Origin of the sequence: Actinacidiphila bryophytorum, assembly GCF_016916835.1 — a bacterium.
Taxonomy (GTDB): Bacteria; Actinomycetota; Actinomycetes; order Streptomycetales; family Streptomycetaceae; genus Actinacidiphila; species Actinacidiphila bryophytorum.
In genome coordinates, this window is record NZ_JAFFIX010000007.1 from 241808 (window position 1) to 266378 (window position 24571).

Here is a 24571-nt window from a genome sequence, read left to right on the forward strand (position 1 = left end):
CATGGCCGACCGGCTCGCCGCGCTGCTGGCCCACGGCACGCTCAACGGGATCGACTTCGTGGAGATCGCCGACGACACGCAGACCGCCCTGGTCGTGCACTTCCTCACCACGGTCCCGGTGGCGGGCACGCTGGCCGGGGCGACGGCGGTGACGATCACGGGCGGGGAGAGCGTACCCACCGTGCCCGTCGCGAGACCCGCCGGCGGGCCGTCCGACTGGTCCACCGACGACGCCGGCCGCCCGCTGCTGCGCCTGCGCACGGCCTTCCCCGGGGACTTCTCCACCTACCGGCTCCGCATCGCCTCCCCCGCGCTCGACCCCTATTACGCAGAGGCCGCCTTCAGCTTCAAGGCCCGCTGCCCCTCGGAGCTGGACTGCCGCTGCGCTCCGCAGCCGTGCCCTGCCGAGGCGGAGCCGCCGCAGCCGCCCGTCGACTACCTCGCCAAGGACTTCCTGAGCCTGAAGCAGGCGCTCCTCGAACACAGCGCGGCAGCCCACCCGGGCTGGGTGGAGCGCTCGGCCGCCGACCTGGGCATGACGCTGCTGGAACTGCTCGCGGCGACCGGCGACGACCTGAGCTATCTGCAGGACCGGATCGCCGCGGAGGCGACGCTGCCGACGGCGACGCAGCGCCGCTCCGTGGTCAGGCACGCCCGCCTGGTCGACTACGAGCCCCGGCCCGCGACCAGCGCACGCGTACTGGTGCAGGTGGACGTCGCGTCCGGCCCGCTGCCCGCGGGCACCCTGCTCTCGGCGACGGCCCCGGACGGCGGAGCGGTCTGGTTCGAGCTGGGCGAGGGCATGGTCGACGCGCAGACCGGAGCACTCGACGACACCCCGCTGACCGTCGACCGGCGGTGGAACGCCCGCGACCGCACCAAGGACGACTGGAACATCCGCCCCTACCTGTGGGACGACGGCGACCGCTGCCTGCCCGCGGGCTCCACGTCGATGTGGGTCGAAGGGCACGGCTTCGGCTTCCCGGTCGCCGACAGCCGTACGGGCGCCCCGGGCACGGCCCTGCTCGTCGACACCGCGGGCGAGCAGACGTACGACCCGCCGGTGCGCGAAGTCGTGCACCTGACCCAGGCGGTGGAGCAGACCGACCCGCTGCTCGGCTCGCCCGTCACCCTGCTGTGCTGGTCGCCGCAGGAGGCGCTGGCGTACGACCACGACCTGGCCCGTACCCACCTGGCGGGGAACCTGCTGCCCGCGACGGAGGGGCGCAGGCACACCGAGCGCTTCGCGATCGCCGGGCCGGACGGCGCGGTCCCTGCGGTCCCTGCGGGCACGGCGGCGGCGGTGGCCAGGACCGGGCCGAACGCGTCGTGCGCCGACCCGCGGCTCGTCCACTCCTGCACCCTCACCCGCGGCCGGCTCGCCTGGCTCACCGACCCGAGCACGGCGAAGGCGACGGCTACGGACGAGCCGCGGCCACTGCCGGAGATTCACCTGCGGGAGACGGCCTCCGACGGCGGACCGGGCCGTACATGGCGCTGGCGGCGCCGGCTGCTGGACGCGGCGCCCTTCGAGCCCGCCTTCACCGTGGACCCCGTCCGCTACACCGACCTGCGCACCGGCATCGCGTACCAGGGCGGCGGCGCGCCGCTGTGGGAGTACGACGGCGACGACGCGGACACCGTACGGCTGGGTGACGGCGTCTTCGGCGAACGGCCCGCGCCGGGAACGGTCTTCGAGGTGACCTACCGGGTCAGCGACGGGGCGCGCGGTGCCCTCGCGGCCGACACGGTCACGGGAGTCGACCCGGCGATGGCCGGGGTGCTGCTCTCCGCGACCAACCCCTTCCCCGCCACGGGCGCCGCCGATGCCGAGCCGCTCGACGACGTGCGCAGGCTCGCCCCGTACGCCTTCCGCGCACGGCAGTTGCGTGCGGTACGGCCCGAGGACTACGACGCGGCGGCCGAGGAGCTGGACTGGGTGCTGGACGCGGGTACGGACTTCCGCTGGACGGGCAGCTGGCTGACCGTCTTCACCACGGCGCAGCCGCGCCGCGCGCAGGCCGCGGGACCGGCCGAGCGCGCCGGGCTGCTGGCACTGCTGAACCGGCGGCGCACCGCGGGCTACGAGGTGTACGGGCCGCAGCCGCGTCACGCCGACCTGGACCTGGTCGTGACGGTCTGCGCGCAGCCCTGGGCCTTCCGCGGTGAGGTCGCGGCGGCCGTCGCGGCGGAACTGGGCACAGGGGCGCGGGCCGACGGTCAGCCGGCCTTCTTCGCGCCGGGCAGGTTCCGGTTCGGCGCACCGCTGGAGCGAAGCGCCGTCGAGGTCGCCGCGCAGCGCGCCGCGGGGGTCGGCGGGGTGGTCTCGGTCCGCTACCGCAGGCGCGGTCACACGCCCGGCTTCGTACCCATGCCGCCCGCCGTGGCGGTGGGCGGCGACGAGATCGTCCGGGTGGACGGCGACCCGGCCGCGCCCGCGCGCGGTTCGCTGCGGATCGTCGTGGAGGGGGGCAGGTGAGCCGCGAAGGACGCTGCGCGTGCGAGGCCCGTACGGGCGGGGACCAGGCCGGCTGCCGCTGCCGGCCTTCCGCGGGCTGCCCCCGGCCGGTCGTGAACCCGGCCGGGCTGCCCGCGCTGTCGTACCGCCTGGGGGACTTCGCCTCCTTCCGGCGGGCGATGCTGCATCCGCGCGCGGGCGAACGGGAGCTGGCCGCCTGGCAGCCGGGGGCGGCGGGCGACTTCGCGACGCAGGTGGTGGACTGGTGGGCGTACGTCGCCGAGGTGCTGGACTTCTACTCCGAGCGGATCGCCAACTCCTCCTACCTGCGCACCGCGGAGCTGCCCGAGCACGTCAACCGCCTGGTGTCGCTGCTCGGCCACCGGCCGCGCCCGGCGATCGGCGCCACCGGTGTGCTGGCGGCGCTCGCGGGCAGGCCGGGGCCTGTTGCGCTCCCCGCCGGATTCGCGGTGCTGTCCAAGGCCGTGCCGGGCATCGACCCGCAGACGTACGAGCTGGGCGCCGCGGTCACCTTCGCCGAGCCGACCAGTGTGCCGGCCCCGCTCACCGGGGACACCGCTGCCGGCGACGGCGGCCCGCCACCGGGCGCACCGCCGGGTGCCGCGGAACCGCCCGCGCAGGGACGGCTGCTGGTGCGCGGCGGCGTCCTGGTCAAGGGCAGGCCGTCGGCTGTCGCGGTCGGCGACCGGCTGCTGCTGCTCCCGCGCGACTGGGCGCCGAAGAAGAACTCCGGGGCCGCGGTCGTCACCGTGACGGCGCTGCTCCAGGAAAGGGACCCGCACCGGCGGGTCAACACCCGTGTGGTGCTGAGCGGTACGAGCGGAGTCCCGGCCACTGCCGAGGCCGCCGGCTACCGCCTGCTGCGGCACACCTCGGTCCACCACCTGGCCACCATGCCGGCCGGTGCGCCGGTGATCGGCAAGCCCGCGGGCACGCCCGGCCCCGACCAGTGGAAGCTGGTGCTGGACGGCACCGCGCGGGCGCTGCGCGCGGGCGAACCGCTCCTCGTCGACACCCCCGACAAGGGCGCGACGATGCTGCGCCTGGACACCTACGAGGAAGTCGTCTGGATCGCCAACGGCACGGCCGCGGATCCGCCGGCGCCGCCGGGCGCCGGGACTCCCCCGATCCCGCTGGTGGTCGCCCGGCTCACCGTCACCTCCGACGGTACGGACCCGAGCGCCGTCTACGGCAGCAGCAATCCGGCGCTGACGGTGCGTTCCGCGTGGTCGCCGGTCGGGGCACTGCTGGACACGCCCGTCGCCGCCCTGGCCGCCGCGCCCGCGGCCGTCACCCTTGCCGCCGCACCCGCCGCGGCGCCCGGCCGCCCGCGGCCCGCGCTGCTGGAGGACGCCCGGGGGAACGGCGCGGCAGTGGTGGCGACGCCCGAGTCCGGCAGCAGCCGGGTCGCGCTCGGCCCGGTGGGCGCGGCGGGCACGGGCGCACAGGCGGGCGGCACGCTCGTCCCGCCGCTGCGGCTGCTGTGGGACCTCTTCCCGGTCAGCAGGGGCGCCACCGTGCCCGCCGAGGTCGTCGGGGTCGGCGACGCGGGCCTGGCGGAACAGGACTTCGTCCTGCAGCGCAGCCCCGTGACGTACCTGCCCGGCGGGTCCCGCTCGGGCGAGGGCTACTCCAGCACGGTCGAGCTGGCGGTGGACGGGGTCCGCTGGACGGAAGTGCCGATGCTGTACGGCAGGGGACCCGGCGAGCGGGTCTTCGTCACCCGGGAGGACGAGCAGGGCCGCACCCACGTCATGACCGGCGACGGGGTGCACGGGGCACGCCTGCGTACGGGCGCGGTCGTCACCGCGACCTACCGGGTGGGCGCCGGCGCCGCCGTACCGCCCGCCGGGTCGCTCACGCAGATCCGCACGCCGGTGGACAACCTCGTCGCCGTACGCAATCCCGTGCCGCCGGGCGGCGGTTGCGACGCCGACCCGCCGGACCGGGTCCGCGTGGACGGGCCGCGGTCGGTCCTGACCTTCGGACGGGCCGTCTCAGGGGACGACTACGAGGCGGTCGCCGCCCGGGCGCCCGGGGTGACCCGCGCGGCTGCCACCTGGTCCTGGGACCCGCTCCAGCAGCGCGCCCTGGTGCGGGTGTTCGTCGGTGACGACGACGCCGCTCTCGCCTCGGCCCGTGCCGCGCTGCGTGCCGCCGCCGACCCGAACCGGCCGCTGACCGTGCTGCCCGCGGTCCGCCGGGCGGTGCGCCTGCGCCTCGGTCTGCGGCTGGACCCGGCGTACGAGGCGGACCCGGTGCTGTCCCGGCTGCGCTCGGCGCTGCTCGATCCGCCGGGCGGACTGTTCGCGCCGGGTGTGCTCGGGCTCGGCGAGGTGCTGTACCGCAGCCGGATCGAGGAGTGCTGCACGGTGCCGGGTGTGCTCGCGGTGCACGGGCTGCGGCTGCGGACGGCCCACGGCACCGCGGGGAGTGCGGGGCCGGCGGGCGGGACGCGGTTCGCGCCCGGCGAGGGTGCCTTTTTCGACCTGGCGGCCGACCGGCTGACAGTGAAAGCGGAGGAGGACCGATGAGCGCGACCGGAACCGCGGAGGCCGCGGGCCAGGACCTGCCGGTGGCCGACGGTTTCGAGGAGGCCGCCGCGGCGAAGCTGTGGGCGCTGCTGCCCGCGGTGCACCGGGCGGCCGACAGCGCGGACCCGGACCTGCCGGGGCCGCTGCGCGAGCTGCTGGACCGGATCGCCTGCCAGGTGGCGGTGCTGCGCCGCGGCCTTGACCGGCTCTGGGAGAACCAGTCGGTCGAGACCTGCGACGACTGGGTGCTGCCGTATCTGGCCGACCTGCTCGGCACCAGCCTGGTGGCGTCGATGGACGCGCGCGGCCGGCGGCTGGACGTGGCCAACACCATCGACTACCGCCGGCGCAAGGGCACCGTCGGCCTGCTCGAACAGCTCGCCGCCGACGTGACCGGCTGGGAATGCCGGGTGGTGGAGTTCTTCCGGGTCCTGGGCCGCACCCGGCATTCGCTCGACCCGGAGATCGGCCGGCCCGCCGACGACGCCGACCCGCCGGCCGTGCGCCGGCTGCAGGAGGTGAGCGGCCTGGTCGGCGCGCTCACCGGCACTCCGCAGGGGGGCTTCGCCGACCTGCGCAGTGTGGTCGGCGCCCGCCAGAGCGGCGGCCCCTTCGACGAGTTCCACCACAGCGCCGACGTGCGGCGCGGCAAGGGCGCGCTCGGGCGGTACGGCATTCCCGAGGTCGGGGTGTTCCTGTGGCGGGGAGCCGTACTCGCGGTGGACCGGGCCACACCGGTGCCGGTGGCCGGCTGCCCCGGGCACTACTGCTTCGACCCGACGGGTCGCCGGATCGCCCTGTGGCAGGCGGGCGACCGCCCGGCGACCGGTTTCGGCGAACGCTGGACGCCACTGGCCGCCTGGCAGGTCCCGGGGCCGCTGACCGAGGAGATGTACCGGGCCGCGGGCCGCAGTTCACCGCCGGACGCCGCAGGGAGTGGCTCTGCGCCTCTGGACGCCGGCACTTTCTGGCCGGGTTCGCTCGCGGTACGGCGCTCTGCCGGTGGCGGCCTGCTGCCGCAGGGCCAGGTGGAGGTATGGCCGCAGGTCGGGCGTTTCGCGGTGGGTCCCGAGGCCGGCGAGGTCGAAGTGGGCTACCACTACGGCCTGTTCTCGCGGATCGGCGCGGGCCCGTACGACCGCCGCGTGCTCGGTGTGCCGCCGGTGGCCGACCCGCTGCCGGTCGCCGAGGTGGCGGGCGGTGCGGCGGGCGCGCTGCGGGCGGCGCTTGCGGACCTGGACGGCACCGGCACGGTGGTCGTCACCGACGGGCTGACCAGCACCGCCGTGGCCGACGTCGGCTCGGCCGACGCACCGCTGGCCGACGTGGTGGTACGGGCGGCGGGCGCGGTACGCGCGGTGGTGCGGCTGGACGACAGCGGTGGTCCCTGGGTCTTCCACGGCAGCCCGCCGGGTGCGGAACCGTCGGCCCGGCTGCGGCTCGAAGGCCTGCTGCTGTCGGGCCAGGACATCGTGCTGCGCGGCGGTTTCGCCGACGTCGCCCTGGCGTGCTGCACCGTCGACCCGGGAACGGGCGGCGAGCTGTGCGAGCCCCCGACCATGTGGCAGCCGAGTGCGGACGGGCGTGACCTGCGGGCCGGCCGGGTCTGGGTCGAGGGCACGGTACGGAGGCTGACGCTCGACCGCTGCGTGACCGGCCCGCTGCGCGAGCGCGGCGGCGGAACGGTCGAGACGCTGTGCGCGGCCGACTCCGTGATCCAGGCGGTGCCGAGCGACACGGGCGGCGCCCTGCGCCCCGAGGCGGTCTTCGATCCGGACGGCCTGCTGCGGCTGCTGCGCGACCGGCGCGACGCGCTGACCGCGTGGCTGCACGGGCGGTTGGGTCCTGCGGCGGCCGTCGTGGACGCCCACGAAGACGGCGCGGCCGTCGCGGCAGACGACCTCGCCGCGGTGGTCGCCGCACTGAACCATGTGCTCGCCGCGCCGATCTGGGACGCCGTGCGCTTCGCCGGCCGCGCCGTCCCCGCGTCGCTGGCCGCGGCGGCCGGGGCGGGACCTGCGGGCGCCGACCTCTTCCGGCTCAACCGCGCCCTGCTGGCGGCCGCCTTCCCGCTCGAACTCCTCGATGCCGCGCTCGCGTTCGGCGACGGCGTGGCCTGCGTCGAGCGCTGCACGGTGATCGGCGCGGGCCACCTGCACCGGCTGGAGGCGAGCGAGTCGATCCTGGACGGCCCCGTGCGGGTCGCCGACCCGCAGAGCGGCTGCGTACGCTTCAGCGCCTGGTCCAGCGGCAGTACGCTGCCGCGCCGCTATGAGAGCGTCGAGATCGCCCCCGGCGCCCCGCTCTTCGCCAGCCGCCGCTTCGGCGAGGCCGGTTACGCGCAACTGGCCGACAACGCCGACGCCCTGGTCGTCTCCGCCGACGGTGCGGGGCGGCCCGCCATCCGCTCCGGCAGCCGGGAGGGCTCGGAGATGGGCGCCTTCTGCCGGGTCGGCAGCGCGGTCAAGGAGCGCTCCTTGCTGATCAAGTACCGGGAGTACCTGCCCGTCGGCCTCACCCCGGTCCTCGTCCCCATGCCCGCGCCGGACGCCGACGGGCAGACCCTGAGAGGCAGAGCATGGCCACCGATGTGACACGTACCTCCTACGACCCGGGCCGGCGCTACACCGGTGTGGTGGCGCAGCAGGGCCGGGTCTCGCTCGACGCGGAGACCAACGAGCAGGGCGCGATCGCCGCCCGGGAGCGGGTGCGCGACCTGCTGGACACCGTCGGCGCGGCCGGCACGCCCGACGACGGCTACGCCGTGGCCGCGGGCGGCGGTTACGACCTGCTGATCGGCGCGGGCACGATGTACGTGGGCGGCGTACGGGTCCGGCTCGACCGGCCGCTGCGCTACGGCGCCCAGCCGGACTGGCGGGACGCCGACGGCGACCCGCGGTTCGCCCCCGTGCCATTGACGGTTCCGGGCGGGCGCGAGCTGGTGGTGCTGGAACTGGCCGAGTACGAGGTCACCGCGACCGAGGACCCGGCGCTGCGCGAACCGGCGCTGGGCGGCCCGGACGGCGCGGCCCGGCTGCGTACCGTCCAGCGGGTGCGCCGGGTGGACACCGACACCTCGGGCTGCGCGGGCGCCCTGCGCAGCGCGCAGCAGCAGTGGGCGGCCGAGGGCCTGGCCCTCGACCCGGCGACCATGCGGCTGGAATCGACCGCCAGGCTGCTGGTCGAGCCGGACGCCCCCGACGCGGAACCCGACCCCTGCGAGCCGGGCAGCGCCACCGGATTCCTCGGCGCGGACAACCAGACGATCCGCGTGCAGGTCGACGGCGTGGACCCGGAGACAGGTCGCTTCGCCCTGCTCTGGGGCTACGACAACGCCTCCTTCCTCTACCGGGTGACGCCCGCAACGGCCGGCGGCCGCGAAGTGACGCTGGACCGCAGCCCGGTGGACACCCACCACCAGCCGCGCGCGGGCCAGGCCGTGCAGGTCCTGCGGGCGGCGGCCGAGCTGGCGGCGGCGGACGGCGAGGTGGAAGGCTGGGCGGCGGCACGGACCGGGGTGAGCGCGGTGCTGGCGGCGCCGTACGACCCGGACACCAGGACCGTCGTCCTGCCGGGGCCGCTCCCGGCGTACTGCCTGGACCCGGCGGCGACCCCGCAGCTGTACCTGCGGGTCTGGGAGGGTCGGCTGGACGGTGTCGCCCAGGGCGAGGCGGTGCCGCTGCCGGGCACGGGCCTGCGCGTACGGGTGACCGCCGACGGCGGCGGCCCGCTGCACCCGGGCGACCACTGGAGCTTCTCCGTCCGCCCGGCCACCCCGGACACGGTGCTGCCCGCGCGGCTGCTGCGTACCGCACAGCCGCCTGACGGACCGCGCCTGTGGGCGGCACCGCTGGCGGTGATCGGCTGGCCCTTCGGCGCCTTCCGGGTGCTGGACGACTGCCGCCGGCAGTTCGTGCCGCTGACCGGCATCGAGCCCTGCACCCAGCCGGAACCCACGGGCGACCAGGGCTGCTGCACGGCGGTGGCCACACCGGACGACGCCGGCGGAAGCGGCCTGCAGGACATCGTCGACCGGGCGGTGCAGGAGCACCGGGGCGACGAGCGGGCCACGCGGGTGACCGTCTGCCTGCGGCCCGGCCGCTACGAGCTGGACCAGCCGCTGGTGCTGACGGGGCGGCACGACCGGCTGCACCTGGAGGGCTGCGGCGAGGGCGCGGTGCTGGCCGTCCGCGGCGAGCCGGACGACGGCCGCTTCGCGCAGGGGCTGGTCACCGTGGTGGGGACCGAGGATCTGCGGATCAGCGGGATCGACTTCCAGCTGCCCCGCGTGCCGCCTGCCGGGGAAGGCCCGGACGTGCTGGCGGACTCGGTCCGCTCGGTCGGGGTGCGCGTGGCGGGGTGCTCGGGGCTGGAGGTCACCGCGTGCACCTTCGGCTTCCCCGAGCTGCCCGAGCACCAGATGTTCGGCGCGGGCGTCTTCGCCTGCGGCGACTGCCGCGGCCTTGAGGTGACCGGGTGCCGCTTCGAGCGGCAGCTGCGCCGGGGGCAGCCGGCGGGAACGGGCGTCCCGCCGCGGAGCAGCCAGCTGCTGGCCGGGCTGCTGGTGACGACCGTCCCGGACGAGGACCCGCAGACGCCGGTCTCCCGGCTCTTCGACATGCTGCTGCGCGACAACGTCTTCCGCGGGCTCTCTGTGGGGGTCGCGGCCAGCGTCGCCCGCGGCGGCGACCAGCGGATCGAGGACAACCGCGTACGCGGCTGCTTCGGCGGTGTCTGGCTGCTCCCGCCGCCCCTCACAAGCACCCTGGACGAGGAAGCCGAGCAGCTCAAGGAGGTGGCGGCGGAGCTGGGGATCGAGGTGCGCGGGCAGCTGCTCGCCGGCGGTCCGGACACCTTGCTCGGCGACCTGCTCACCGCGGCCCGCGCCTACCCGGCGCCCGACCTGTTCACGCAGCCCGAGCCGCCTGCGCCGCCGTGGCTGGAGCCGTCCGTCGTGCTGCGCGACAACCGCGTCGACTGCGCGGCCTGCGAGGACGAGGAGGACCGGATCTGCGGCCCCGCCGTGGTGGTCTGGGGCCAGCCGCCCCAGCAGACCGAGGACGACGTCGGTGTGCAGATGCTCACCCTGTACGGCAACGAGCTGACCGCCTGCTGGAACGGGCCGGTCGCGGGGGTTCTGCAGGTGCCGGTGTCCACCGTCACCGGCAACATGGTCGCCAACCGGTTCACGGACGGCGAGGGGGCCGCCGCGAACAGCCTGACCGTGCTGAGCCGCGACGACCGGACGGCGGTGACCGGCAACGTCCTGACCGGCCGGCCCGCCCTCCCGGACCGCCCGCTCACCTCCCCGTTCGACACGTGGCTGCCGCTCAACACCGTCATCCCGTGAGGCGGTGATGTACGACGCCGCGCGGGCCGGCTCGCCCGCCCCCGCCCCCGACGCCGGGCGCAAGCCCGCCCCCGACGTCGGTGCCGCCCGGCCCGACACCGGCCCCGTCCGCGACCTGGTGCACCGGCTCGCCCCGCAACTCGGCCTCGACCCGGGCCAGGTCAGGGTCGAGGCGGCCGAGTCCGGACTGGGCGGCCGGCTCGGCGGCGCCCGGGCGGCGGCCGGCGAACACGGCCTGCTGCTGCGCCCCTCCGAGATGCTCGACCCCGAACCCGCCCTGGTCGCCCACGAGCTGGCCCACCTCGCGCAGCACCGCAACCGCGCCCGGCCGCCCTCGGCCACCCTGCCCGCGCGCCCCAGGGCCGCCGCCGACCTCACCGCGGCGGAGGCCGAGGCCGCGGCGGTGGCCGACGCCGCCAGGAGCGGCGGAGCCCTCTGGCGCCCGCGCGCCGTGCTGCCGGACGGCGTGCTGGCCCGCGACACGGGGGCCAGCGGCATCGCCCCCAGGACCGCCGACCAGCTCGCCGTCGAACTCACCGAGCGGGTGGCCGCGAACCACCCCGACGAGATCGCCCTGCTCGGCGAGCTGTTCAGCGACGTCTGGACCACCGCGGAGGACCGCGTCGAATCCGCGCTCACCGTCCTCGACGGCTTCGGCTTCGTGGTGGCCCGCGCCCTGGTGCAGTGCCTGCGTCCGCAGACCCGCGACCGGCTCGCCCGGATCAGCGGCAGCCAGTACGGTGCCCATCCGCGATCCGCAGCGGCCGTGCTCTCCGTCCTGACGACCCGGCAGCTGACCGCGCTGCGCCACGACCCGGTGTACGACCTGCCGCAGGCGCTGGCGGGGCTCGCGCCGGGCGCGCTCGGCCCGGCGGAACTGCGCGGTGTCCACGGCACCTTGCACCGGCTGTTCGCCGAGGCCCCCGACGTGACGGCGGAACTCTTCGACGGGCCGGCCCGTACGGTGCTGCGCGCGCTCATCTCGCTGCCGACGCCCCCCGGCACGGACGCCGACCTGCTGACGACCGCGCTCGCCGAGGAGCGGCGGGTGAGCGCGGACCGCCGGCAGGTGTACGGCACCGACGGCCCGGTCACCGACCGCTCCACGGCGAGCGGTACCGGCACCCTGCTGCTGCGCGACCTCACCGGCCGGCTCGCCTCGCCGGGCGCGACGGCCGCCCGCGAGGCCCTCGACCTGCTTGCCGGCCTGGTCGGCGGGCGGGGCGCGGAGGCCGCCCCCGCAGGCCCGGCCGCCGCGATCCGGCTGCGCCTGCTGGTCGCGGAGCTCGACGCCCGTGGCCTGGTGGACCGCCTGCTCGACCACCTGCCCGCCGCGGACCGCCACGACCCGGACTACTCCCGGGTCCTGACGGCGGTACTGTCCGTACGCCGTCCCGCGCGGACCCTGGCGCGTATCGAGTCGCTGCTGTCCTACGGCCTGTTCGACTGGGCCGTCACCGACGAGGACGCCCGCTTCGCGTACCTGCTCGTCCGGAGCCTGCCCCTTGCAGAACAGGACGCCTGGCGGCGGCTCGACGGCGGAAAGTGGTACCAGCGGCTGGAGGCCAACCTGCCCGCCGGCATGGTGACCGGCGGCGAATACCAGGGCGTGGGCGGCGAGTTCGCGGTGGCCGGCCCCGGCGTGACCGGGGAGGCCGTCGCGGGACTGCTCAAGGACGTGCTCGTCACCTGGAAGGCCCGCCCCGGAGACGGCGCCACCGCCGTGTCCGTCGTCCGCCGCCTGCTCGGCCTCGGCCCCGGCGGCGAGGAACCGCCCGGCGGTACGCCCGGCGTCTCCCGGGGCCTGGCCGCGGCCGTCGTCCGGCGGCTCGACGCGCTCGGCGACCTCCCGGACATCGTCGAGGCGCTGCCCGAGACGTATCTGACGGCGGAGGCGAGCCGGCACGAACTGCTCGACCTCACCGCGCTGCGCGACCCGGTGAACGTGCAGCGGCAGGCCGCCGCACTGCTCAGGACCGGTCTGTTCAGCTTCGACTGGTGGGTCAGCGCCGCCGAGGCATGGCTCGCCCACCAGCTGCTGCGCGCCCTGAGCACCGCGGAGCAGGACCGCTTCGAGGCCGACCACCCCGGTGCCTGGGCCTCGGCGATGTCCGCGATGACCCCGCGGATGCTCGCCTCCGCCGCCGTCGGCGCGCTCACCGGGCGCGGCGAGTTCCCGACCCGAGAGCAGTTGCGCGCGCAGTTGCGCGACCAGCGGCTGTGGAAGGACCCCGCGCGCCGATTCGTGCTGCGCGCGCTGCTCGATCTGGCCTACCGCTCCGACGACCGGCGCTGGGTGCTGGACCAGATCCACGCCCACCGCGACCTCGCGGGCCTGGAAGACCTGGCCCAGCGGATCGAGGAGGCCGGCGACATCGCGATCCCCGGCTGGGGCGACGAACTGGTCGCCGCCGCGGGCCGCGGCTTCCGGCTGCTGGTCGCCGGCGGGGACCTGCTGCTCCAGGTGGCGAGCACGCTGCCCGAGCGCACGCTGCGGGTGGAACTCGACGTCGACGACCTCCGCGAGGCGGTCCGCGGCCCGCTTGCGGGTGCCGAGGCCGCCCGGCCCGCCGAGCCCGGCGGCAACCGGATCTCGATCGAGCTGGAACCCGAGGCCGGTGCGCTCACCGTGCGCCTTGCGTCGCTCGACCTGCGGCAGCTGAACGTCTCCCGCCCCGGCGCCTCCTTCCACACCGGGGACGTGCACATCCGCGGCCTGGAGATCCGCGCCGGCTACTCCGACCGCCGCTACCGCACACCGGTGGGGGTCAGAGCGCAGCTGGGGAGCCTGGACGCGCGGGACGTGGTCGCCGCCGACCCGCAGCTGCTGCCCGGCGGGGCCGCCGCGCTGGCCCGGCTGCTGATGACATCGCTGACGCTGCACGCCGCCGACGTCACCGGGCGGGCGCTGCCCGCCCCGCGGCCCGGCAGCATTCCCGTGCCGCTGTTCGGGCCGCTCTTCCAGGCGCTGGAGAACCTCGTCGCGCTCACCGGCGGGGTGCCCGGCGCGCCCAGCCTCCTCGACCTGGCAACGCTGCCGTACCCCAGCCCGGTCCCCTCCCCGCTCGACCTGCTCACCGACCGGGTCGTGGGCCACTACGACCCGACCGACTCCCCTGTCGACTACCTGTGGGGCCTCGCGTCCGAGGGGGGCCTGCGCCCGCCGCACAGCGTCGAGGAGCGGACCCGGGACGCGATCGGCAGGCTGCGCGCACTGGAGGTCACCTTCGACGAACTCTCCCTGACCGGCCTGGTCCTGGGCGGCGACCAGCAGGTCGCCTCGGTCACCATCACGGATTTCGGCATCGGCGCCGCCCGCAGCCTGCCCGCCTACCTGCGGCTGCGCCAGCGCGCCCTGGAACGCACCCGCAAGCGCACACCGGCGGGACCGGAGCACGACCGGATCACCGCCGAGATCCGGGACCTCGAAAAGCAGCTGGCCCCGCTGCGCGTCCAGGAAGCACGGCTGGAGAGCCTGGAGAGCCGGGACCGGCTGCGCCCCGGATCGCTGGACAAGGCCGAGAGGGAAGAACTCGCCCGACTTTCCGACCTGCTGCGGGCGGACGCGGGCTTCATCATGGACATCGGCAGCATCACGATCGGCGCCCTGCACGGCCGGGTCACCGCGGCCGGTGCCGAGATCGGACCGGTCCACGCGCACACCCGCGCCCCCTCAGAAGTCCTCGCCCGCTTCGGACTCGACGCCCGCTACCTCGCGGACCCGGAACTGATCGCCCGCTTCCAGGCGGGCGGCCCCCGCCCGGCGGACGCCGGCCTGCTCGCCGACCCGCAGCGTCGGCCGGAGTTCGTCTTCGAAGCCGGCCCGATCCGGCTGCTGCCCGGGCCGCCGGGACAGCCGGCCCTGCTGATCGCCGCCACCGAAATCCCGCCGGTGGACGCGATCCGGGCGCGGCTCGCGTCCCTGCCGCCCGGCGCCGACCCTGCCGTGCGCGAGCACCTGGCCCGCGCGGTCCGCCTGGCCGAGCAGATCGACACCTGGCACGTCCGGCCGGACCCGCCCGCCCAGGAGCTGCTGGAGGCCGAGGACGAACTGCGCGGCCTGCTCGGCTACTCCGCCGACAGCGTGGTCATCGGTGCCGTCAGCGCGGACCCGGTCACCGCGACGCAGGACGGTGGGAAGACCGCCGTGCGGGCGGGGTTGCGCGTCTCCGGCATCAAGCTGACCGGTGTCCGCGGCCCGGGCTTCTCGGCCGCGGAGGTCACCGGGGCGGTCGGCCTGGGCGCCCGTTTCGCCGACGGCACCCTCACGCCCGAGGTGAGCGCCGACCTGACGGCGCACGGCGTCCACGCCGGGCAGGGCACCTTCGGCACGCTCGGCGTCACCGGCCTGCGCGGCTCGCTGCGGCGGACCGCCGACGGCTACGCGGTCCCCGACCTGGCAGCGGACCGGGTCGAAGTCCTGGACTTCGCCGTCGGCGACCAGGCCAACGGAGTCACAGGCCGCCGCGCCACCCTGGTCGGCGTCACCCTCGACGCGGAATACCACCGGGCGGGCACGCAGCAGGAGCACGCACGGATCGCCGAGCTGACCGTCGAACGGATCGAGGGCGAAGGGCTCGGCTACCACCGCACCGACGCCCAGGGCAGCCTGCACGCCTCGGTCGAGAGCGGCGCCCTGGTCGGCGTCCGGGCGACGGACGTCGTGCTGGCCCCGGGCGGCGACGGCTGGCAGCTCGGCTCCGCGGGGCTGACGGTCGGCCGCTTCGAGGACGTGCGGTACGAGATCCTCGCCGCCGCGGTGACCGGCGGCGGGCGGCAGGCCGCGCCGGCCCCGTCCACCGGCGGCACGTCGGTCAGGGGCACTCTCACGTCGGCGGCCGGCACCGGTCCTGTCGTCACGGCGCACTACGCCCGCGTCGGCGGCGACGACCACACCCTCGAACTCGCCGTGGCAGGCCTGGGAATCCAGCAGACCGCGGTACGCACCCCCGCCGCCGGCCTGGTCATCACCCGCACCCTGCTGTCCGGGCGGGTGCGCAGCACCGCACGCGACACCGGCCTGTCCCTGGAGCTGACCGACACCGAACTGCGGGCCATCTCCTGGCACTCCGGCGCCCGCAAGGTGACCGCCCCGGGGCCTGTCACCGTCGGCCGGGTCGAGCTCAGGGACGCGGTCCTCACCGAACCGGACCCGCATGCCCAGGACATCGCCCGGCGCGCGCGCCGCCTGACCGTGGCGCAGCTGACCGTCCGGGACATCCGGGCACCCAGGGTCCACTACACGGACCCGCCGGTCGACCTCCAGCTGGCCGGAAGCGCCGAGCGCGGCTCGGCGGGACCGCGTATCGCCTCCGTCGAACTGCGGGACGTCGTCCTGCCCTTCACGCCCGCCGGGACACCGGACACCGACGCGGTGGCGGCACAGCTCGACGTCCGGGGCGCCTCCCTGCCCTTCGTACTGTCCGCGGGGGGGCTGCGCGACGGGCTGCGGGCAGCCGGGCGCCTCGACGTCGGGTCCCTGTCCGTACGGCTGCGGCCCGGCGGGCCGGTCACGGCGCACGCGGCCGGCGTGGCGGGCGAGGTCGACCTGGCCTCGGGGCACACCGCGGGCAAGGGCGCGGGCCTGCACACCTGGCTCACCTTCGGCGGCCTGGACAGCGGCGAGGTCACGATCACCCCGCAGGCCGTCGAGGTCGCCGACCTGCGGCTGCCGAACCTCACCCTGTCCGCCTTCCGGCTGCGCTCGGGCGCCGGCTCCGGCTATGTCGCCGTCGACATGACCGACGGCGGCGGTGTCGACGTCAGCGGGGTCCGGGTCGCCGCGCGGCTTGAGCGCCCCCGGCCCGGCGCGGCAGGCCCCGGGCAGCCGGTGTTCACCCGTGTCGTGCTCAGCCGCGCCCGCGCCGACCGGATCGCCTTCGAGGGCCTCGACGCGCAGTTCGGCGCCGGGGCGGAACCGCTGTACGTCAGCGTGCCGGTGGTCCCCGGCGGCGCCCCGGCCACCCTCACGGGACTCGACCTCGGCGGCCCCGGCGGCTTCGTGTGGACGCCGGGCGGCGCCGACCCCTTCCTGGGCACCCTGCACGCCGACCGCCTGTCACTGCCCCGCCTGCGCGTCGAGGCCGCCAATGCCTTCCGCGGCGACCTCACCCTCACCACCGACGCGATCCACCTCGGACTGCTCCGCCGGGGCCGCAGCGAACTCGACGTCGACCGGCTCGCGCTGCGGCTGCTCGGCAGCGCGACACTCGGCAGCCCGCAGGAGCGGATCAGCGTGGGGGCGGCGGGAGCAGAACACCTGCACCGCGCCGACGGCACGACCCGGCTCACCGGCGGCTACGCCGACCTGCTGCACTACGAGCGGCCCGGTGTGGAGATCGACGTGGAGCACGCCAAGCTGCCCGAGGCCGTCACGGCCCTGCCCGGCTCCCGCAGCATGACCGTGCCCAGGCTCGACCTGAGCGGCGCGCACCTGCGGATCGACTTCCGAGCGCTGCCGCCGGCCGCGGGCCGGCCGGACCCGCTAACGGTGACGCCCGAGCCGAAGGCGCTGCTGGACTCGCTGAACGGCACCCTCGGCATCCAGGCGGTCCTGCACGACATGGCGATCCTGCCCAGCGGGACGATCGAGCACACGGAGTACCGCCGGGACGTCGTCATCACCACGCCTGTCACCCTCGAAGGGGGCGAGGTCGACACCGCCGATCTGGCCGCATCGCTGTCCGCGCCCGGCGCCATCGCCTTCGCACCGGACTCCCTCCTGGACTTCGCGGTCCGCCATCCGCAGTTCGACGTGCAGGGCAGCCGGCTCTTCCTGTTCGTCATCATTCCCGTCACCTTCCACGGCGTGGGGAAGAACGTCCGCCGCAACCTCCTGGCATGGCGGCTCAGGACTCCGGCGGATCTCGACCTGGCCCGCCTCCGGCACCGGGTCCGGCTGCGCACCCTGCTCGACGACATGGTCCAGGAGTCCGACGAGGCGGCGACCGACAGCGATGCCGAGAAGGCGAAGGTGCAGGCGGCCAAGGACGCGCCGACGGGCATCGACGTGAGCATCAGCCCCGGCAGCGGCCTGTCCGTCCACAGCCGCGAACCGGTCGGGCTGCAGCTGGCGTCACAGGGCGTCAACGGCCGCATCGGCCTGGGCTCCGATCCCTTCTCCGGGCTGAGGCTCAGCGGCAGCCTCGTGCTGTCGGCCCGCCCCGGCCACTCCGACCTCGGGAAGCTGGCCTTCCAGGTCGCCGAACTGACCGTCCCCTACGTCGACCTGACCGTCGAGGGGCACCGCGTGTCGGTCGGGGCGATCGAGATCCACGACCTGCACGACGCGTCAGTGTCCTTCGACGAACTGCGCCCACGCGTCCTGGAGGCGACGATCCGGCAGGCGACCGCCCGGAACATCGAGTGGTCGCAGCCCGGCAAGTGACCCGGGCGGCCCGGCGGCCTGCGCCGGTACGTGCGCGGCCGCCGGCGGGACCTGGGGCGGTACGTGCGAGTCGGCGCGGGCGGCGAGCACCGGCTCGATCAGGCGCCGTATCGCCACCGAGGGCCGCAGGTCCAATTCGGCCGCCAGCAGCCGGCCGTAGGCGCGGTAGGTGCGCAGCGCCTCCACCGCGTTGCCCTCGCGCAGGTGCACCCGCAGCACCGCCCGGTGCGCGCTCTCCCGCAGCGGTTCGATGTCGACCGCCGCGAGCCCGGCCTCCAGGGCGTGCCCGTAGCGTCCCTCGGCGGTCAGCCGCTCGCAGAGCCGCTCCAGCGCGTGCAGCCGGAGCTGGCGGAAGCGCTCGCGCTCCGGCAGCAGCCACTCCTCGTCCCAGCCGGGCAGCAGGTCCCCGCGCAGCACGGCGGGCACCGTCGGCGGGCCCGTGGCCGCGGCGCCGTCCGGCTCCAGCAGTTCGCCCGCCCGTGCCGAGCCCTGGTGCAGGTCCACCAGGATCGCGGCGTCCAGGGACAGTTGTGTGCCCGCGGCGGACACCAGCGGGCGTCCCGCGGGCTCGGGCAGCCGCCACAGCGCCGTCCGCAGGCTGGCGGCGGCGCGTTCCGCCGCCGCGTCCGGCCAGAGCGCCGCGCCGGTCATGCAGCGCGAGACCGGGTGGTGGTGCAGTGCGACGAAGGCCATCAGGCGGCGGCTGCCCGCCGCGACCGGCACCGCGGTGTCACCGCAGCGCAGTTCGAAGTCGCCGAGCAGCCGGAGCGTGACCTGCGCGCTGCTGCCTGCCTGCGCGGCCTGTCCGGCCCCGCCCGCCTGCCCGGTCCTGTCGGCCTTCCCGGCCCTGCCGGTCTGTCCGACCGGTCCCGCTCGACCGCTCACCCGTGAACCCCCAGGCCGACCCGTCGACCCGCCGGCCCGCCTGCCGGTCAGTCGCCGCCCATGCTGGCAGCGGCAAATCGGGCACGTCAAAAACCTCTCACCCGATCAGGGCAGCGCCCGTGCGGCACCATGCTCGCGACCGTACGGCCGGGTGGCGGCTCCCCGGGCGGGGCGCTGGCACGTACCCCCTGACCGGTCGGAGCCGGCTACCCCGTCAGGGCCAGGACCAGTGGGAGGACCTGCGCGGCTCCTGCCTGGCGCAGCAGGCGCGCGCCGACGGCCAGCGTCCAGCCCGTCTCCGTGTAGTCGTCGACCAGCAGCACCGTGCCCGGAGCGGCGGCCAGGGCGGCGGCGAGGTCGTCCGGCACCGTGAAGGAGGCGGCCAGGGCGCGCAGCCGTTGGGCCGAGTTGCTGCGGTGCGCGGCGAAGTCACCGGCCTGCGGGGCGTATCCGAGGCTGCCGAGCAGCGGGAGCCGGCCGACCCTGGCCAGGCCCTCGGCCAGGGAGCCCACCAGCTGGGGCCGGGTGCGCGAGGGCATGGCGACCACGCCCACCGGGCGGGCCGTCGCGGGTGCGGAGCCGGCCCAGCCGCCCGGCGCGTGCGCCCAGTCGGCGACCACGGTCACCACGGCGGCCAGCACGTCGTCGGGGACCGGGCCGTCGGGGGCCTGCGCGGACAGCAGCGGGCGCAGGCGGTTGCCCCAGCCGATGTCGGACAGCCGTCCCAGCGCACGCCCGGTGGCCGCCTGCTGGTCCTCGGGGATGCGGCCCTTGAGGCTGACGCCGACCGCGGCCATCCCCGAGGGCCACATCTTGCGCGGCTCGACCTCCGCTCCCGGCCGCTCCAGTTCACCGGCCGCGCCAGACAGGGCGGCCGGCGAGACCCCGGGGTCGACCCAGGGGCCTGCGCAGTTGTCGCAGCGCCCGCAGGGTGCCGCCTTCTCGTCGTCGAGCTGGCGCTGCAGGAACTCCATACGGCACCCGGTGGTGGCCGCGTACTCGCGCATGGCCTGCTGCTCGGCCTTGCGCTGCCGGGCCACCCAGGCGTAGCGCTCCGCGTCGTACTCCCACGGCTGACCCGTCGCGGTCCAGCCGCCCTTGACGCGCCGGACCGCGCCGTCCACGTCCAGCACCTTGAGCATGGTCTCCAGGCGCGAGCGCCGCAGGTCCACCAGCGGCTCCAGCGCGGGCAGCGACAGCGGGCGGCCCGCATCCTCCAACGCGCCCAGCGTGCGCCGCACCTGCTCCTCCGGCGGGAAGCCCACCGAGGCGAAGTAGGCCCAGATCGCCTCGTCCTCGCGCCCCGGCAGCAGCAGCACATCCGCGTGGTCCACCCCGCGGCCGGCGCGGCCGACCTGCTGGTAGTACGCGATCGGCGACGAGGGCGAGCCCAGGTGGACGACGAAGCCCAGGTCCGGCTTGTCGAAGCCCATACCGAGCGCCGACGTCGCCACCAGCGCCTTCACCCGGTTCGCGAGCAGGTCCTCCTCGGCCTGGAGGCGGTCGGCGTTCTCGGTCTTGCCGGTGTAGGAGGCCACCGGATAGCCCCGCTGGCGCAGGAAGGCCGCGACCTCCTCGGCCGCCGCCACGGTCAGCGTGTAGATGATCCCGGAGCCGGGCAGGTCCCCCAGCCGCTCCCCCAGCCACGCCAGCCGGTGCGCGGCGTCGGGCAGGTCCAGCACGCCCAGCCGCAGGCTCTCCCGGTTCAGCGGCCCCCGCAGCACCAGGGCCTCGTCGCCGCCGGTGCCCAGCTGCTCCGCCACGTCCGCCGTGACCCTGGCGTTGGCGGTCGCGGTGGTCGCCAGGACCGGCACGCCCGCCGGCAGTTCGGCCAGCATCGTGCGCAGCCGCCGGTAGTCGGGCCGGAAGTCGTGGCCCCAGTCGGAGATGCAGTGCGCCTCGTCGACCACCAGCAGGCCGGTGGTCGCGGCGAGCCGCGGCAGCACCTGGTCGCGGAAGTCCACCGAGTTGAGGCGTTCAGGACTTACCAGGAGCACGTCTGTCTCGCCGCGCTGCACCTCCCCGTGGATGGCCTCCCACTCCTCCGGGTTGGCCGAGTTGATGGTGCGCGCCCTGATGCCGGCCCTGGCCGCCGACTCGACCTGGTTGCGCATCAGCGCGAGCAGCGGCGAGATGATCACCGTGGGTCCTGCGCCGCGCCTCCGCAGCAGGGCCGTGGCCACGAAGTACACCGCCGACTTGCCCCACCCGGTGCGCTGCACCACCAGCGCCCTGCGGTGTTCCTCGACCAGCGCCGACACCGCCTGCCACTGGTCCTCGCGCAGCCGCGCGGTCCCCCCGGGGTCGCCCACGAGGCCCGCGAGTACGGCGTCGGCTTCTGCATGCAGGTCCAGGTTGTCCATGCCCCCATGCAACCCGATGGCACGGACAATCAGCCAGTCCGCCGCGTCGCAGCGGGGGCGCCCCGGTCGCTCCGGCCGTGCTCAGGACGGGCTCAGGACGGGTGTGCCGCCCGTGCCGGGCGCATACGGGCACTGCATGCACCGCGCATCCCGCATCCGGAATTGTTTGAAGCTGTGAAGGCGGCGCCGGTACGTGTACCGCTCACCGGCCAATTCCCCGGCCACCGCCAGACACTGGCTGTGACCGCGCACACGCTGTGCACGACCGGTGGGCGCAGCGGTGTTCCCGCTGGTCCCGGGGCGGTTGGGGGTGCCGGGCCGGGGGGCGGCACGGGGGCCGGGATCTATCCGACGGACGGGACCATTCCGGTCGCGGGCGCCAATTGCCCGTTGCCGCAAAGCAATATGCGGGGAAGAATTGGACGCGGATCCCCGAACGGCTCTCCGAGCCCCCTGACCGGCGCACGCCCGCGGCCGGTCCACGGGTGCATCCGTGAAGGGAGGACCGTGACCATCGGCTTCGTTCCGGAGACGTCCTCCGCCCTCGCCTCCCCCGCGTCGCGCAGCCTGGAGCCGACCGAGTGGACCGACATCGGCGTACCGCTGCTCGCCAACCCGCGCGAGGTCGTCAAGGACCTGCACTCCCGGCATCTGCCGCCGCCCGCCACCGCGGTCGTCGCGGTCTACGACCCGGACGGCCGGATCAGGGCCAGCGCGTCCTTCGCCGGACGCACCGGCGTCGTGGACGGCTGGGAGCGGCGCAATGCGCTGCTGTCGCACCTGCGCCGCGTCATCCCGCACGACCTGCGCCTGCGCCGGCCGGTTCGCACCGCGGTGCTGATGATCTGCCGCGACGGCGCCGCCGGGTGGACCCCGGAGGACGGCGCCTGGATGTGGGGGCTGCGCGACGCCTGCACACTGCACGGGCTGCGCTGCGGGTCCTACGTGACGCTGACCGCCGACGGCTGGCACGTGATCGGTGAGAACCGGGCAGGGCGGACGCCGAACGCGGCCTCCTGGTCACGCGCCGGCAGCGAACCGCCGCCGGCCGTCGCGAACGGCACACCTGCGCCGCTGCGCCACGCCTCCGCGCGCTGAGATCGCGGCTGAGTCCGGCCGAGCGGCACCGGGCGGACCGTGCGCCCGCCCGGCGGGCGCTCAGGCGCTGGCGCCGAGCAGGCTGTTGATACGGGCCGGGTCGCCGCACACGATCAGCAGCAGGCCGGCCCGGGTCAGCGCGGTGGCCAGCGCCCGCGGCAGCGTGTCGTCGCTGCCGCCGTTGAGGGCCACGATCACCACCGGTCGGCCGGTGGCACGGGGAGCGGAGATGTCGGCGTAGAAGACGTCGTCGGCGGCGTCGTGCTGCGCCCAGTAGGACGCCTCGCCGAAGCTCAGTTCGTGAACGGCCCAGGGGTGCTGCTCGCCGGTGGTGAGCACCAGGATCTCGCCGGGGGCGCGACCGGTGTCGAGCAGCAGGTCGACGGTCTCCTCCGCCGCGTCGAGCGCGCCCTCGGCCGGGGCGGGGATGAGCTGGATCTGTGCGGCTTCCGGGGTCGCCGGGCGCTGCCGGGGCACCGGCGCGGCCGGGGCCGGCTGGTTCGCAGCCGTGGGACCGGCGGTGCCGATCTGGCGGCCGGTTCCGGCAGCGCCGGAACCGACGGCGGCAACTGCCCTCGGCGGTGCCGGCCGCGGCGCGGCGGGCCGGGGCGGGCCTGGGACAGGACGGGGGGTCGACGCACTCCGGCCGCTGGTCGGAGCAGTGCGGGGACCCGGGACGCTCTCGTGAATCTGAGGCTCCTCGGGGGTGAGAGGCATGAGTTGATGTCTATCAAATGCGCACCGAATGCGCAGCGGCGGGTGGGTGCCGGATCAGAAATCGAAACCGAGTTGTTCCCCTGAGTCGTCCGGGTTGCGGACTTTCTTCAGATGCTGCCAGCGCGGCAGGGAGTCCAGGTACGACCAGGACATCCGGTGCAGCGGCGTCGGCCCCAGCTCCTCCAGCGCCGAGCGGTGCACGGGCGAGGGGTAGCCCGCGTTGTCGGCGAAGGCGAACGGGGCGTATTCCGCGCCGACTTCGGCCATCTCGCCGTCCCGTCGCACCTTGGCGATGACGGAGGCCGCGGCGACCGACACACAGGACTGGTCGCCCTTGATCACCGTCCTGACCTGCCACGGGCCGCCGCCGGCCAGGTAGTTGTGCTTGCCGTCGAGTATCACGGCGTCCGGGGGCTCGGGCAGGCCGTCGAGGGCGCGCAGCGCCGCCAGCCGCAGGGCGGCGGTCATGCCGAGGGCGTCGATCTCCTCGGGGGAGGACTGGCCGAGCGCGTAGGAGGTGACCCAGCCGGTGAGCACCGCAGCAAGCCGGGTGCGGCGCTTGGGGGTGATGAGCTTGGAGTCGGTCAGGCCCTCGGGCGGGCGGCGCAGGCCGGTGACGGCCGCGCAAACGGTGACAGGACCCGCCCAGGCGCCGCGTCCCACCTCGTCGATGCCTGCGACGGTCCGCACGCCGAGCGTGGCACGCATGGAGCGCTCGACGCTGTGGGTGGGAGGTTCGTACGCCATGGCGGGGACCAGCCTACTCGCCGCACTTGCGGCGGGTGCAGGGCGATGCCGGCTGCCGGCGGCGGGCGGCGTCCCGTGCCCCGCCGGCGCCCCGCCGATCAGGACGCCGTGGCCCAGTCGGGCAGCGCTTCGGTCCGCTCGGTCCAAGCCGCCGGGGGTTCGCCGCCGGGCCGGGCGGAGACTATGCCGCCGACGATCGCGCAGGTCGTGTCGACGTCGCCGCCGGCCTTCGCGGTGGCCCAGAAGGCCCGCTCGTAGTCCCCGAGATGGCGGGCCGCCGACCACAGGGCGAAGGGCACGGTGTCGTGGGCGCTCGTGCGACGGCCGCAGCCGAGCACCGCGGCGACGGTGGCCACGTCGGCGTAGTCGAGCATGTCCCGCGCCCGCCGGATGCCGGCCTGCACGGCGCTGCGCGGCACGACGTCGAGGACCGCGCCGAGCAGGTCCGAGGGGGCCTGCGGCCCGTCGGGGTCGGCGGCGAGCGCGGCCGCGGCGGCGACCGCCATCGCTCCGGCGACCGCCTCGCGGTGCTGGTGGGTGGTGTAGGCGGAGATCTCGGCCTGGTGGCTGGCCTGGACGGGGTCGCCCGCGTACCAGGCGCCGAGCGGGGCGACGCGCATGGCGGCGCCGTTGCCCCACGAGCCCTGCCCGTTGAAGAGGGCCGCCGCCAGCTCACGCCAGTCGGCTCCCTCCTGGCGGATGAGCCGCAGCATGCGGTTGACGGCGGGGCCGTACCCGCGGTCGAAGTCGTGCCGCTCGGCGAAGGACAGGGCCAGCGCGTCCTGGTCGATACGCCCGTGGCCGACGAGCACGGCGACGACGGAGCAGGCCATTTCGGTGTCGTCGGTCCACTGCCAGGCACCGGGCGGGAGTTCGCCCTTCTGCAGTGCCGTGTAGTGGGCGGGGACGAAGAACTGGGAGCCGAGTGCGTCGCCGACGGCGAGGCCCCGGAGGCTGGTGAGGGCGCGGGAGACTCGCGCGGAGTGGGTGGTGTGAGCCGTCATGACGTCG

General features: G+C 75.7%; 11 protein-coding genes. 6 read left to right on the forward strand and 5 right to left on the reverse strand.

What is annotated here, in order from left to right:
* The first annotated feature begins 1 nt into the window (after nucleotide 1).
* From JT723_RS13485 to JT723_RS13505, 5 genes are read left to right on the forward strand one after another with little or no spacing between them, the layout of a single operon-like run.
* Nucleotides 2-2479: a baseplate J/gp47 family protein gene (locus tag JT723_RS13485; RefSeq protein WP_205044802.1), complete on the forward strand. Its 2478-nt coding sequence runs from the start codon at nucleotides 2-4 to the stop codon at nucleotides 2477-2479.
* On the forward strand, nucleotides 2476-5013 hold the full coding sequence (locus tag JT723_RS36130) for a baseplate J/gp47 family protein (RefSeq protein WP_205044803.1): 2538 nt from the start codon (nucleotides 2476-2478) through the stop codon (nucleotides 5011-5013). Before JT723_RS13485 ends, JT723_RS36130 begins: the two co-directional genes overlap by 4 nt.
* Nucleotides 5010-7607, forward strand: coding sequence for a phage tail protein (locus JT723_RS13495; protein WP_205044804.1), 2598 nt, complete (start codon nucleotides 5010-5012; stop codon nucleotides 7605-7607). Before JT723_RS36130 ends, JT723_RS13495 begins: the two co-directional genes overlap by 4 nt.
* The gene (locus JT723_RS13500; RefSeq protein WP_205044806.1) at nucleotides 7592-10363 is read left to right on the forward strand and encodes a DUF6519 domain-containing protein; all 2772 of its coding nucleotides are present in this window, start codon (nucleotides 7592-7594) and stop codon (nucleotides 10361-10363) included. The genes JT723_RS13495 and JT723_RS13500 overlap by 16 nt, the downstream gene beginning before the upstream one ends.
* A 7-nt stretch (nucleotides 10364-10370) precedes the next feature.
* Nucleotides 10371-17750: a hypothetical protein gene (locus JT723_RS13505; RefSeq protein WP_205044886.1), complete on the forward strand. Its 7380-nt coding sequence runs from the start codon at nucleotides 10371-10373 to the stop codon at nucleotides 17748-17750.
* Here the strand turns inward: JT723_RS13505 and JT723_RS13510 are convergent.
* On the reverse strand, nucleotides 17655-18635 hold the full coding sequence (locus tag JT723_RS13510) for an AfsR/SARP family transcriptional regulator (RefSeq protein ID WP_205044807.1): 981 nt from the start codon (nucleotides 18633-18635) through the stop codon (nucleotides 17655-17657). The two genes, JT723_RS13505 and JT723_RS13510, sit on opposite strands and share 96 nt — an antisense overlap.
* Before the next feature lie 206 nt (nucleotides 18636-18841).
* Nucleotides 18842-20998, reverse strand: a complete 2157-nt coding sequence (locus tag JT723_RS13515) for a RecQ family ATP-dependent DNA helicase (RefSeq protein WP_205044808.1) — start codon at nucleotides 20996-20998, stop codon at nucleotides 18842-18844.
* Nucleotides 20999-21505: 507 nt separating this feature from the next.
* On the opposite strand from JT723_RS13515, the gene JT723_RS13520 reads away from it, so the two are divergent.
* Nucleotides 21506-22096, forward strand: a complete 591-nt coding sequence (locus tag JT723_RS13520) for a hypothetical protein (RefSeq protein ID WP_205044809.1) — start codon at nucleotides 21506-21508, stop codon at nucleotides 22094-22096.
* Between the two features lie 60 nt (nucleotides 22097-22156).
* On the opposite strand, the gene JT723_RS13525 is transcribed toward JT723_RS13520, so the two are convergent.
* From JT723_RS13525 to JT723_RS13535, 3 genes are all read right to left on the reverse strand, one after another.
* Nucleotides 22157-22813 carry a peptidase associated/transthyretin-like domain-containing protein gene (locus tag JT723_RS13525; protein ID WP_205044810.1) on the reverse strand — a complete coding sequence of 219 codons (657 nt, stop codon included), beginning with the start codon at nucleotides 22811-22813 and terminating at the stop codon, nucleotides 22157-22159.
* 54 nt (nucleotides 22814-22867) lie between these two features.
* On the reverse strand, nucleotides 22868-23560 hold the full coding sequence (rnhB, locus tag JT723_RS13530; protein WP_205044811.1) for a ribonuclease HII: 693 nt from the start codon (nucleotides 23558-23560) through the stop codon (nucleotides 22868-22870).
* Between the two features lie 98 nt (nucleotides 23561-23658).
* On the reverse strand, nucleotides 23659-24564 hold the full coding sequence (locus JT723_RS13535; protein WP_205044812.1) for an ADP-ribosylglycohydrolase family protein: 906 nt from the start codon (nucleotides 24562-24564) through the stop codon (nucleotides 23659-23661).
* Nucleotides 24565-24571: the final 7 nt, after the last annotated feature.